General features: G+C 73.8%; 9 protein-coding genes. 5 read left to right on the top strand and 4 right to left on the bottom strand.

The window, feature by feature from the left end:
- Window positions 1-180: 180 nt before the first annotated feature.
- Genes ACIGAN_RS29600 through ACIGAN_RS29580 form a run of 5 tightly spaced genes read left to right on the top strand, consistent with a single transcriptional unit; the run spans window position 181 to window position 6259 of the window.
- Window positions 181-2031 carry an ABC transporter substrate-binding protein gene (locus ACIGAN_RS29600; RefSeq protein WP_399862163.1) on the top strand — a complete coding sequence of 617 codons (1851 nt, stop codon included), beginning with the start codon at window positions 181-183 and terminating at the stop codon, window positions 2029-2031.
- Window positions 2032-2041: 10 nt separating this feature from the next.
- Window positions 2042-3088 carry an ABC transporter permease gene (locus tag ACIGAN_RS29595; protein WP_399862161.1) on the top strand — a complete coding sequence of 349 codons (1047 nt, stop codon included), beginning with the start codon at window positions 2042-2044 and terminating at the stop codon, window positions 3086-3088.
- Entirely contained in the window at window positions 3085-3999 is a 915-nt protein-coding gene (locus ACIGAN_RS29590; RefSeq protein ID WP_365739186.1) for an ABC transporter permease, read from the top strand. Before ACIGAN_RS29595 ends, ACIGAN_RS29590 begins: the two co-directional genes overlap by 4 nt.
- On the top strand, window positions 3996-5189 hold the full coding sequence (locus tag ACIGAN_RS29585) for an ABC transporter ATP-binding protein (RefSeq protein WP_399862158.1): 1194 nt from the start codon (window positions 3996-3998) through the stop codon (window positions 5187-5189). The genes ACIGAN_RS29590 and ACIGAN_RS29585 overlap by 4 nt, the downstream gene beginning before the upstream one ends.
- The gene (locus tag ACIGAN_RS29580) at window positions 5186-6259 is read left to right on the top strand and encodes an ABC transporter ATP-binding protein (RefSeq protein WP_399862156.1); all 1074 of its coding nucleotides are present in this window, start codon (window positions 5186-5188) and stop codon (window positions 6257-6259) included. The genes ACIGAN_RS29585 and ACIGAN_RS29580 overlap by 4 nt, the downstream gene beginning before the upstream one ends.
- On the opposite strand, the gene ACIGAN_RS29575 is transcribed toward ACIGAN_RS29580, so the two are convergent.
- The 4 genes from ACIGAN_RS29575 to rbfA form a co-directional block, all read right to left on the bottom strand.
- On the bottom strand, window positions 6256-7209 hold the full coding sequence (locus ACIGAN_RS29575; RefSeq protein WP_365739191.1) for a bifunctional riboflavin kinase/FAD synthetase: 954 nt from the start codon (window positions 7207-7209) through the stop codon (window positions 6256-6258). The genes ACIGAN_RS29580 and ACIGAN_RS29575 overlap by 4 nt on opposite strands.
- A gap of 150 nt (window positions 7210-7359) precedes the next feature.
- Window positions 7360-11193, bottom strand: a complete 3834-nt coding sequence (locus ACIGAN_RS29570; RefSeq protein ID WP_399862154.1) for a trypsin-like peptidase domain-containing protein — start codon at window positions 11191-11193, stop codon at window positions 7360-7362.
- Window positions 11194-11448: 255 nt separating this feature from the next.
- Window positions 11449-12354 carry a tRNA pseudouridine(55) synthase TruB gene (truB, locus tag ACIGAN_RS29565; RefSeq protein WP_399862152.1) on the bottom strand — a complete coding sequence of 302 codons (906 nt, stop codon included), beginning with the start codon at window positions 12352-12354 and terminating at the stop codon, window positions 11449-11451.
- Window positions 12351-12803: a 30S ribosome-binding factor RbfA gene (gene rbfA, locus ACIGAN_RS29560; RefSeq protein ID WP_333936704.1), complete on the bottom strand. Its 453-nt coding sequence runs from the start codon at window positions 12801-12803 to the stop codon at window positions 12351-12353. Before rbfA ends, truB begins: the two co-directional genes overlap by 4 nt.
- Window positions 12804-12808 lie beyond the last annotated feature (5 nt).

Genomic DNA, 12808 nt, shown 5'->3' with positions numbered 1-12808 from the left:
AGCAGCGCGTCAGTGGTCTCTACCAATGGGCGCGAAAAGCTCGCCAATTCGTTATTTCCGCAGGCCACAAGGGGTGAACGCGCCGTTGACGGGTGGAGACGGCCGCTGATACACACTCAGCATCCACTGACCGCTGATCAACCCGTCCTTCCCGTCCGAGCGATGACGCGAGGTCCGACCATGGGCACGATCGATCAGACACACAGCCTCCCGCGCGGCCTCAGGCGCGTCGCCGTGGCCGGGGCGGCCGCGCTCACCCTCACCGCCGGGCTCGCGACCCCGCTCGACCCGGCGCCCCGGCAGGCCCGGGCGGCCGACGACGGCAAGAAGGTGCTGACCGTCGCGGTCGCGCAGAGCGTGGACTCGCTCAGCCCCTTCCTGGCGGTCCGGCTGCTCAGCACGAGCATCCATCGGCTCATGTACGAGTACCTGACGAACTACGACCCCAAGGACAACCACGCCGTGCCGGGCCTGGCCACCAAGTGGGAGGCCTCGCCGGACAAGCTCACCTGGACGTACACGATCCGCTCGGACTCCACGTGGTCGGACGGCGAGCCGGCCACCGCCGAGGACGCGGCCTGGACGTTCAACAAGATGATGACGGACGACGGCGCGGCCACGGCCAACGGCAGCTACGTCGGGAACTTCGAGAAGGTGACCGCGCCGAGCCCCACCAAGCTCGTCATCGAGCTGAAGAAGCCGCAGGCCACGATGACCGCGCTCGACGTGCCGATCGTGCCGAAGCACGTGTGGGAGAAGGTCCCGGACTTCTCCGAGTTCAACAACGACAAGAGCTTCCCGGTGGTGGGCAACGGGCCGTTCGTGCTGACCGGTTACAAGGCCGACAGCTATGTCCGGCTCAAGGCCAACAACAGGTTCTGGCGCGGGGCGCCGAAGTTCGACGAACTGGTCTTCCGCTACTACAAGGACCAGGACGCGGCCGTCTCGGCGCTGCGCAAGGGCGAGGTGTCGTTCGTCGCCGGGTCGCCGTCCCTGACGCCCGCCCAGGCGGAGTCCCTGGAGGGCGCGGAGAACATCCGGGTGAACGACGCGCCCGGCCGCCGCTTCTACGCCCTCGCCACCAACCCGGGCGCGAAGGCCAGGAACGGTGAGAAGTTCGGCGACGGGCACCCGTCCCTGCTGGACCAGCGGGTGCGCAACGCGCTGTTCATGGCCGTCGACCGGGAGGCCATCATCGACAAGGTGTTCCGGGGCCACGCCGTCGAGGGCGAGGGCTACATCCCGCCGCGCTTCCAGGACTACTTCTGGAAGCCGTCCGAGAGCCAGAAGCTGGCGTACGACCCGGCGGAGGCGGCCCGGCTGCTCGACCGGGCCGGGTACCGGAAGAACGGCGACGGCAAGCGCGTCGGCAAGGACGGCAAGCCCCTCACGTACCGGGTGCTGTGCCACGCCACCGACCCGAACGACAAGGCGGTCGGCAAGTACCTCCAGGAGTGGTGGGGCAAGCTCGGCATCGGCGTCCGGCTCAACTGCCTGGACAACGTGACCGACCCCTGGCTCGCCGGCCGGTACGACCTGGCCTTCGACGGCTGGTCGGTCAACCCCGACCCGGACTTCGTGCTCTCCATCCACACCTGCGGCGCGCTCCCGGCGACCCCCGAGGACACCGGCGCGACCGACAACTTCATCTGCGACAAGAAGTACGACGAGCTCTACGCCCGCCAGCTCGCCGAGTACGACCCCGCCAAACGGGCGGACATCGTCAAGCAGATGGAGTCGCGGCTGTACGACCTCGGGTACATGAACGTCATGGCGTACCCGAACGCGGTCGAGGCCTACCGGACGGACCAGATCGAGTCGATCACGACGATGCCGGCGAAGGCGGGGAACATCTACGGTCAGGACGGCTACTGGAGCTGGTGGTCGGCGGTCCCGGCGGACTCCGGAGACTCCTCCGGCGGCTCGTCCACGACCGTCGTCGCCGTCGTCGCCACGAGCCTCGTCCTGCTGATCGGCCTCGGCACGGTCGTGGCGGTGCGCCGCCGGGCCGGTGCCGACGACCGTGAGTGACCGGACGCCGATGACCACCGACACCACGCCCGCGCTGGCCGAGGACCGGCAGCAGGCGCCCGGGCCGCGGGTGCGCGGGCGCTCCGCGTACCCGCGGTACCTGGCCGGCAAGGTGGCCGGTGCGGCCGTCTCGCTGCTGGCCGTCCTCGTCACCAGTTTCTTCCTCTTCCGGCTGATCCCCGGTGACCCGGTGAAGACCATGACCGGCGGCCGCCAGGTCTCGGCCGAGCAGCTGGCCGCCTACCGCGAGGAGTTCGGGCTCGACCTGCCCCTGTGGCGGCAGTTCACCGACTACTGCGGCAAGGCCCTGACGGGTGACTTCGGCACGTCGTACCAGTTCCGCGCGCCGGTGGTCGACAAGATCACCGAGGCGCTGCCCAACACCCTGCTGCTCACCGGCACGGCCTTCGTCCTCTACACCGCGCTCGGCATCTTCCTGGGCACGCGCTCGGCGTGGCGGCGCGGCGGGCTCGGCGACCGGGTCAACACCGGTCTGGCCCTGACCCTGTACTCGATCCCGTCCTTCTGGCTCGGGCTGCTGCTGATCGTCGTGCTGTCGGTGGGCATCGGCCCGGTGCCGGGCCTGTTCCCGACCGGCGGCATGGAGTCCGGCGGCGAGGAGGGCTTCGCCCACGTCCTGGACGTGGCACACCATCTGGTGCTGCCGGTGGTGACGCTGGTGGCGGTGGAGTACGGGCAGACGCTGCTGGTCACCCGGTCGGCGCTGCTGGACGAGATGGGCAGCGACTATCTGACGACCGCCCGCGCCAAGGGCCTGCGCGACGATCTCGTGCGCCGCCGGCACGCCGTGCCGAACGCGCTGCTGCCCACCGTGACGCTGATCTTCATCAACCTCGGACGGACGGTGGCGGGCGTGATCCTGGTGGAGACCGTGTTCTCCTGGCCGGGCCTCGGCGGGCTGTTCTACCAGGCGCTGAGCGTGCCCGACCTGCCGCTGGTGCAGGGCCTGTTCTTCGTGTTCGCCGCCGCGGTGATCCTGATGAACACCCTCGCCGACCTGGTCTATCCGCTGCTCGACCCCCGGGTGGCCCGATGACGACGTCGACCGGCCCGGCCCCGGGTCCGCGCGCCCTGGCCCGGCAGCGCCGCCGGGCCTCCGTCGCCCGCTTCTGGCGGCAGTACCGCGCCGAACGGGCGGGGCTGTACGGCCTGGCCGTGCTCGCCCTGTGCGCGCTGCTGGCGCTGTTCGCACCCCTGTTCGTGGGCTCCGACGTGAGCAGTGTGACGGAGGCTCCGGGGCGTCCGATGCAGAGCCCGAGCCCCGAGTTCCCGCTCGGCACCGACCAGTTCGGGCGGGACCTGCTGGGCCTGGTGATCTGGGGCGCGCGGGTGTCGCTGCTGGTGGGGCTGCTCGCGGCCGTGCTGTCGGTGGCGATCGGCACGCTGATCGGGGTCACGGCCGGGCACTTCAAGGGCTGGTACGCCACGGTGATGATGCGGATCACCGACTGGTTCCTGGTCATGCCGACACTGGTGCTGGCGATCGCCCTGGCCACCGTCATGTCCCGCTCGCTGACCACGATCGTCGTCGCGATCGGCGTCACCACCTGGCCGACCACGGCCCGTCTGGTGCGGGCGCAGACCCTCGCCGTGGAGACGCGGCCGTACATCGAGCGGGCGAAGGCGCTCGGCGGTGGCCACTGGCACATCATGTCCCGGCACGTCCTGCCCAACGTGATGCCGCTGGTGCTGGCCCAGACGACCCTGATCATCTCCTCGGCCATCCTCGCCGAGGCCACGCTGGCCTTCCTCGGTCTCGGCGACCCGACGGTCGTGTCCTGGGGCGGGCTGCTCCAGGACGCCCGGGAGGCGGGCGCGGTCAGTGCCGGGGACTGGTGGTACCTGGTGCCGCCGGGCGTCGCCATCGCCGTGGTGGCGCTGGCGTTCACGCTGTGCGGGCGAGCCGTGGAGTCCGTCCTCAACCCCAGGCTGGGGGTGTCGCGTTGAGTCTGCTCGACGTCAGGAACCTGACCGTGACGTACCCGGGCGGCGCGGCCGCCGTGCGCGGGGTGGACCTGCGCCTGGAGGCGGGGCGCAAGCTCGGCCTGGCCGGGGAGTCCGGCTGCGGCAAGTCGACGCTGGCACTGGCCCTGCTGCGGCTGCTGCCGTCCGGGACGCGTATCACCGGGGAGGTCCTGCTCGACGGCGAGGACGTGCTGGCCATGAAGTGGGGCCGGGTGCGGGCGGTGCGCTGGGCCGGGGCCTCCGTCGTCTTCCAGGGCGCGATGCACTCGCTGAACGCCGTGCACCGCGTCGGCGACCAGATCGCCGAGCCGATCCTGCTGCACCGGAAGGCGACCCCGGCCGGGGCGAAGAAGAGGACCGGCGAGCTGCTGGAGCAGGTCGGCCTGCCCGCGGCCCGCGCCGACGCCTTCCCGCACGAGCTGTCCGGCGGGCAGCGCCAGCGCGTCATGATCGCCATGGCCCTGGCCTGCGACCCGCGCCTGGTCATCGCCGACGAGCCGACCACCGCGCTCGACGTGATGATCCAGGCCCAGATCCTGCGGCTCATCGAGCAGCTGGTCGCGGACCAGGACCTGGGCCTGATCATGATCAGCCACGACCTGGCCGTGCTGGCCGACACCTGCGACCGGCTGGCGGTGATGTACGCGGGCCGGGTGGTCGAGGAGGGCCCTGCGGCCCAGGTGTACGAGGACGCCCGGCATCCGTACGCCAAAGCCCTGTCGGCCGCGTTCCCGCGCATCGGCGACCCGGCCTCCCGGTTCGCGCCGCAGGGACTGGCGGGCGACCCGCCGGACCCGGCCGCGCTGCCGTCCGGGTGCACGTTCCACCCGCGCTGCCCGGTGGCCCTGGAGTCGTGCGCCGAGCACGACCCGGCGCTGCGGGAGGCGGGGCCGGAACGCCGGGCGGCGTGCGTGCTGGTGGGAGCGCCGGGTGGGCAAGGTTCGCCGGGTGCGGCGATGGACGGGACGGCGGACGGAACGGCCGGCATCCGTGACGCGTCGGAGGCCGGCGCGGTGTCGGAGTCTGGTGCGGTGTCGGACTCTGGTGCGGTGTCGGAGGCCCGTGGCACGAGGGCCCCTGACGCATCTGCTGACGCATCGGCGGCCCGTGACGGGCGTGGAGCACCGGAGGGCCCCGAGGCCCTGGAGGAAGCGAGGCCGAGCACGCCATGACCCTCTCCCCCACGGCCCCCGAGGTCGCGACGGCTCCGCTGCTGAGCGCCCGGGGCCTGCACGTCACCTTCCCCGGCCGGCACGGCGGTCCCCGGGCCCGCGCGGTGGACGGCGTCGACCTCGACATCCGGCCCGGCGAGATCGTCGCGCTCGTCGGCGAGTCCGGCTGCGGCAAGACGACCCTGGCCCGCAGCCTGCTGGGGCTGGTGGAACCCACGGCGGGCCGGGTCGCCTTCGACGGCCGCCCCCTGGAGTACTCCAGCCGCTCCCTGAAGGCCTACCGCAAGCGCGTCCAGCTGGTCCTGCAGGACCCGAGCGGCTCCCTCAACCCCCGGCACACGGTGTACGACGCCGTCGCCGAGGGGCTGCGCATCCACAACTTCCCGGGCGACGAGCGCACGGCGGTCGCCGGAGCCCTGTCCCGGGCCGGTCTGCGTCCCCCGGAGCGTTTCTTCCTGCGCTACCCGCACGAGCTGTCCGGCGGGCAGCGCCAGCGGGTCGTCATCGCGGGCGCGCTCGTCCTGGAACCCGAACTCCTCGTCGCCGACGAACCGGTGGCCTCCCTCGACGCCTCGGTGCGCGGCGAGATCCTCGCCCTGCTGCTCCGGCTGCGCACGGAACTGGGGCTGTCCGCGCTGGTCGTCACGCACGATCTGGGCCTGGCCTGGAACATCGCCGACCGGGTGGCCGTGATGTACCTGGGCCGGATCGTGGAGACGGGGGCGGTGGAACAGGTCCTGACAGCCCCCCGGCACCCCTACACCCAGGCCCTGTTGTCGGTCCTCCCGGAGGCTCCGGGCGCCCCGGTGATCCTCACCGGCGAACCGCCGGATCCGTCACGCGTGCCGTCCGGCTGCCGCTTCCACGCCCGGTGTCAGATCCTGGCGGGCGGCGAGGCGGAGCGGGCGGACGTGGCGGACGCGTGCAGACACCAGGACCTCCGGGTGCTGAGCGGAGACGGGACCTCGCAGGTGGCCTGCCACTGGGCAGTCGCGCACGCGTCCTCGAAGGGCCCGGGCAACCGCCCGGCGGGCCCCACCGCACCCGCGAGCGGCCCCGAAGCGTTCTAGGCGGCCTTCTCGGCCGCCACCAGCTCCTTGCACTTCTGCACGTCGCGCCCCATCTGCTCCAGCAGCGCGTCCAGCGTGTCGAACTTCGCCTGCCCGCGCACGAACGCCAGGAAGTCGACCGCGACGTGCAGCCCGTACAGATCCAGCCCGACCCGGTCGATGGCGTACGCCTCCACCGTCCGCTCGGTCCCCTCGAACTGCGGGTTGGTGCCCACGGAGATGGCGGCCGGCATCGCTTCGCCCTGCGCGTGGAGCCAGCCGGCGTACACACCGTCGGCCGGGATGGCCGTGTGGGGCAGCGTCTCCACGTTGGCCGTGGGGAAGCCCAGTTCGCGGCCGCGCTGGGCGCCGCGGACCACGACGCCCTCCACCCGGTGCGGCCGGCCCAGGATCTCCGCCGCGCCCCGGACGTCGCCCTCGGCGACCAGACGCCGCGTCAGCGTGGAGGAGAACGGCTCCCCGCCGCCCGCCTCACCCGTCACGTACAGGTCGACGACCTCGACCTCGAAGTCGTAGGTCTTGCCCTGCGTGGCGAGGAACTCCACGTTGCCCGCGGCCTTGTGGCCGAAGCGGAAGTTCGGTCCCTCGACGACCGCCTTGGCGTGCAGCTTGTCGACGAGGACCTTGACGACGAAGTCGGCCGGGGACAGCTTCGAGAACTCGGTCGTGAAGGGGAGGATGAGCACCGCGTCCACGCCGAGGTCCGCCATGAGTTCGGCGCGGCGGTGGTGCGGGGCGAGCAGGGGCGGGTGGCTGCCGGGGCGGACCACCTCGCTAGGGTGCGGGTCGAAGGTGACGACGACGGCGGGCACGCCCAGCTCCCGGGCGCGGTCCACGGCATGCCGGATGATCAGCTGGTGTCCGCGGTGGACTCCGTCGTAGGAGCCGATGGTGACGACGCTGCGCCCCCAGTCCTGGGGGATGTCCTCCAAGCCACGCCAGCGCTGCACTGTGCCTGCTCCTTGTCGAAAGCCTCGTCGAACCCGTGTCCGGTCGGTTGTCCGTGATGACGCGTACGCAGGTCTAAGAGTGCCATGCCGGGTCGCCGCCGCCCGCATCGGCATGGGGGCTGTGACCGGGCGCACGGCACCCCGCTCCGGTCAGGCCGGGACGCCCACGCCGGCCAGGTTCTCGATCGTCCGGTGGGAGCTCGGCCCGACCAGGGCCGCCCACTCCTCGGGCGCGTCGGCGAGCCAGCCGGCCACGCGGGCGGCGAAGCCGGGCACGTGCCGTCCGAGGTCGACCAGGGCGCGGTCGAAGCGGCCCGCGCCCTCGGGGGTGCGGCCCAGGAGCAGGCCGATGCGGTGGACGAGGTCGCGCAGGTCGTCGCCGCCGTTGCGGGCTGCGGAGTGCAGCAGCGCGTCCAGGACGTCGGTGTCGCGCTCGCGGGCCAGCAGGGCCTCGCGCAGTTCCCGGCGCAGCGGGCGGGAGGCCGGGATGCCGGGCGGGGTGAGGACGCCGGCGAGGGCGCAGCGCAGCCGTACGGAGCCGCCCTCCAGCAGACCGGTGACCAGGGGCAGGAGCACGGCCCGGGCGGCGGGGCCCCGGTCGAGCCGCTGGTCCACGTACGCGGCGACCGGCCCGGCGAGGTCCGGGCGCCGCTCCACCGCGTGCCTCACCAGCGCGGCCACGGGCCGGGCCAGGCCGGGCGGGGTGGCGTCGGCGAGCGCCCGCAGCGCTTCGTCCGCGTCCGGCCGCTCCAGCCGTGCCGCGAAGGCGCCGAGCACCGGTTCGGGGTGGGTGAGCAGGGCCCCGGCGAGCGCGTCGGGCGGGAGGTGCGGGTCGCCCGCCGCGAAGTGCTCCAGCGCCCGGGGCAGATGGCGGATCCGGGCGTGCGGGTCCTGGACGAGGAGGGCGAGGGCACCGCCGTGCAGGGCGCGGTCGGCCGGGCGGGCGAGCAGGGTGAGGGCCGCGTAGCGCAGCAGGGCGCGGTCACCGCCGGTGGTGACGTGGGGGGCGACGCGCAGTCCGTGCGCCATCGCCGCGGCGCGCCGGGCCGGCCGCTCGTCACGGGCCCACCGGTCGGCGGCCCGGCACAGCGCCGACGGTTCCTCCTCGGCCAGTACCGCGAGCAGTTCGTCGGCCCGGTGGTGCGCACGGTCGGCGAGTACGTCCACCAGCTCGTCCAGGGCCCGGTGGCGGTGCGTGTGCAGCAGTGCCTGCGCGGCCAGGGCCACGGTCGCGTGCGGGGTGGCGGGCAGCGGCTGCTCGTCGTCGAACCAGCACACGAGCTGCGGCTGTACGGCGACGGGGTCGGCGGCCAGCAGCCGTGCGACGGCGTCCAGGAAGCGGGGTCCGGCCTCGCAGGGCGGTCCGTCGGCGTGCACCAGCCTCCTGAGCAGCCTGAACCGCGCGCCCTCGGCCAGCCGCAGCCCGGTCCAGAAGTCCGGCCCGAGCACGTCCGGCACGGGCCGCTCCTGCCGCCGCCAGGCCACGACCCGGTCGGCGAGCAGATGCAGCACGTCGGTGTACGGCGTGGCGTCCGGCACGGCCGCCAGTGTCCCGGCCAGCAGCCGCGCGGCCCACCAGGACTCCGGGTCGGCGTCCAGGGCGTGCACCAGGTCGGCCAGGCGGGAGGCCGGCGGGCGGGTGCCGTGCTGCCGTTCCAGGCAGAGCAGGGCCTGGACGACGGGTCCGATGCGGTGGTGCGGGACGGGGTCGGACGGCTCGTCCCGGCCGCGGTGGACCAGGGCGTGCAGGGCCTCGTCGAGGTCGAGGTGCAGTCCGTGAAGCCAGTCGGCGAGCTCCTCGTGGGCGAAGCGGTAGCCCGGCCCGGAGGGTACGAGCAGGCCCTCGGCCAGCACGGCCGAAGCCCAGCCGGTGACGCCGCCGAGACGCTCCGGGGCGGTCCCCCAGGGGAACACGGCCTCGAACGCCTCCCGGTCCAGGTCCCCGAGCCCCGGGCCCAGACTGCGCCGGGCGGCCTCGTGCACCTGCCCGGCGACCTTCGCGGCCAGCCGGCGTACGGCGGTGCCGCGCAGGCCGTTGCCGGTGGCCAGGCGGGTGGCGATCCGCAGGGCCATCAGGTCCACGTAGGCGGCGAAGACGTCGTTCCGGTCGAGCGAGGCGGCGGGCAGCTCCGGGGCGTCGGCGAGCGCGGCCCGGATCTCGGCGAGCAGACGGAGTGTGAGGGGGTGCCGGGCGTCCCCGCCGGCCAGGGCGCTCTCCGGGACGCCGAGGTGCTCGCGTGCCTCGCGGGCCTCGTCCTCGCTGAGGTCGCCGAGCGGCAGGCACGCGGGCCGGTGCAGCGGCTCCGCCACGTCCTCCCAGTACTCCGCCCGGCACGCCACCACCAGCCGCACACCCGTCTCGCGCAGCCACCGCAGCGTCCCGTCCGCCCAGTCGTCGAACCGGCGTGCCAGCCCCGGCGGCATCTGCTCGGGGCCGTCGAGCAGGAGCAGCAGGGGGCGACCGTAAGCGGCGGCCCGGTGGGCGAGACGCTCCGGTGAAAGATCACCGGCCGCGCCCGGCGCAGCGACTCGCGCGCCGGCCGCGGCAGTCGCGGCCGGGACGGCCGGGCCCGAACCTCGTGCGGCGCCCACGGCCGAGCCCGCCGGGAACTCAGCCCGCGCCGCTTCCGCGGTCCCGGCGGCCGAAGACGCGGCCCGCGCGGCCCCCACGGCGACGACGGTTGCGGACGAGCCCCGCGCCACGGCCGGGACGGCCGGAGCCGGGCAGCACGCTCCAGCCGCAATCGAGCCGGCCGTAGATGCGTAATCCTCGACAGCCCCACCCGAGCCGGCCGCAGATGAGTAACCCTCGACAGCCTCACCCCAGCCGGCCGGAGCCGGGCAGCACACCCCAGCCGCACCCGAAGAAGCCGAGGCAGGTGAAGCAGCCGTAGATGAGCAACCCTCGACAGCCACACCCGAGCCGGCCGAAGACGAACCCCGCGCCGCGTCCACGGCCGGGGCGGCCCGGGTCAGGGCCCGGCGGGCCGCGTCCGCCACCGACGTGTCGTCGTCCCGCAGGTCGCAGCCGCGCAGCCACAGCGTGGGATGCCCGTCGCGTGCGCGCCGGGCCGCGAGCGCCGCGAGTTCCGTCGTGCGGCCGCTGCCCGGCGCCCCGACCAGAGCCAGGACGGATTCCGGGCCCGACGCGAAAGCGCTCAACGCGGCTGTCACCGCCGCCCGTTCGACCGGTTCCGGGAGGCCGGGGGATCGGGGCGGGCCGTCCAGGGCCACCGAGACGCCGGTCAGCTCCAGCACTCCGGCCAGGTTGAGGTCGTCCCCGTACGCGGGGACCGTCGCCGCGTTCTCGGCGAGCAGGTCGGCCAGCGGGCCGGCCGCCCCGGGGACACCCGGATGCAGCGGGACGGCGAACCCGACGTCACGGTGGTCGGAGCGGAGCGCCGTGCCGAGGACGGCGACGACGGCTCCGGTCGCCGCGTCCACCACCGGACCGCCGGCCGCTCCCCCGCCCAGCCGCAGCGCGTCCCGCCCCGCCGTGCCGACCGCCAGCTCCAGCGCGCCGTCGATGCGGTGGAAGCGGTCCGTGGCCGCGTACGTCACACCGGTCGTGCCCAGGACCCGCGCCTCGCGCCAGCCGCCGGCGGCGATCCGCACGTAGGTGCCGGTCCCGGTCCCGTGCCGCGCGGTGACCGGCAGCGGCGGCACGCCGAGCCCTTCGGTCCGGACGAGGGCCAGGTCGAGCGCGGGCAGCGGCGTGATCGCGTCGGCGGTCACGACCCGGCGGCGCTCCCCCGCTCCGTACAGCACGAGCCGGGGCAGGCCGTCGACGGCCTCGTGGCTGGTGACGAGCGTGCCGCGGTGGTCGGCGAGGAAGCCGGTGCCGCGCGGGCGGCCCGCCAGGTCGTGGATGCGCACGAGCGCCTCGTCCGGGGGTGCCTGGTCCACGCGCTCCCCCGGTCCGGGGTGGTCCGGGGAGTCCGGTGCGCTGCCGTCCGTCTCCCGGGACCGGTTCCGCGACGTCATCGTCGAGCCTCCCCGCCGTACACCCGTGCCCTCGTGTGCGACGTTAGGGGCGGGATGATCAGCGGGACAGATCGCTTCGCGAAAGCGCCCCCTTCCGCTCCCCCGGTTCACTCCGAGCGCCCGCACGGACGGGTGAACGGACGGGGGCGGCTGGATAACCCTAGGGGTGGGGGAACCGAGGGGGGACCGTGGAGCGGCGGCAGTGGAGGTACCCCGTGACCGCCGCTCCACGGGCGGACCGCCCGGGGCGGGCCGTCAGCCGAAGACGGCCAGGCTCTTGGCCTTGCCCTTCTGCTCCTCGACCAGGGCGAGGAAGCGGCCCTCCGGGTCGAAGACGGCGACGGGGCCGGAGCCCGCGTACTGGTCGGGCATCTCCAGCCGCACGCCGTTGGTCAGCAGCTTGGCGCGGCGCGCGTCGACGTCCCAGCGGGGGAACGCGGCCGCGGCGGCCTCGGCGACCGGCATGACGGTCAGGTCCTGCTGGAGCTGGTCCAGGGTGCGGGCCGCGTCCAGCTTGTAGGGGCCGACACGGGTGCGGCGCAGGGCGGTGAGGTGACCGCCGACGCCGAGGTCGGCGCCCAGGTCGCGGGCGAGGGCCCGGATGTAGGTGCCGGAGGAGCAGACGACCGACACGACCAGGTCGAGCACGGGCGTGCCGTCCTCGGCGACGGCGTCCCGGACGTCGTACACGCCGAAGGAGGACACCGTCACGGGCCGGGCGGGGATCTCGAACTCCTCGCCCTCCCTCGCGCGCTTGTAGGAGCGCACGCCGTTGATCTTGATGGCGCTCACCTTGGACGGCACCTGCATGATGGCGCCGGTCAGCTTGGCGATGCCGGCGTCGACGGCCTCGCGGGTGACCTCGGAGGCGTCGGTGGAGGAGGTGATCTCCCCCTCGGCGTCGTCCGTGAGGGTGTTCTGCCCGAGCCGGATGGTGCCCAGGTACTCCTTCTCGGTCAGCGCGAGGTGGCCGAGGAGCTTGGTGGCCCTCTCGACGCCGAGGACGAGGACGCCCGTCGCCATCGGGTCGAGGGTGCCGGCGTGCCCCACGCGTCGGGTCCGGGCGATGCCGCGCATCTTGGCGACGACGTCGTGCGAAGTGAAGCCCGACGGCTTGTCGACGATGACGAGGCCGTCGGGCGTGCTGTGCTTCTGGGTCATTCGGCGGTGTCGTCCGTCTCGTCGTCCTCGTCCGGCTTGCGGTACGGGTCGGCGTCACCGGCGTACTTCGCCCCGGCGGACGCCTCGCGCACCTTCTCGTCGGACTGGCGCGCCTTGTCGAGGAGGTCCTCGATGTTCCGGGCGGTGTCCGGGAGGGCGTCCATGACGAAGGTCAGGGTCGGCGTGAACTTCACCCCGGCGGCCCGGCCCACCTCGGAGCGCAGGACGCCCTTGGCGCTCTCCAGGCCGGCGGCGGCCGCCGCGCGCTCCTCGTCGTCCCCGTACACGGTGTAGAAGACGGTCGCCTCCCTGAGGTCACCCGTGACCCGGGTGTCCGTGATGGTGACGTGCGAGCCGAGCCGCGGGTCCTTGATCCCGCGCTGCAGCTTCTGGGCCACCACCTCTCGGATGAGGTCCGCCAGCCTCTTAGCCCGCGCGTTGTCGGCCACTGGTC

It is taken from the genome of Streptomyces sp. NPDC085931, from assembly GCF_044540565.1.
Lineage (GTDB): Bacteria > Actinomycetota > Actinomycetes > Streptomycetales > Streptomycetaceae > Streptomyces.
This window is presented reverse-complemented; position numbering and strand designations above follow the sequence as displayed.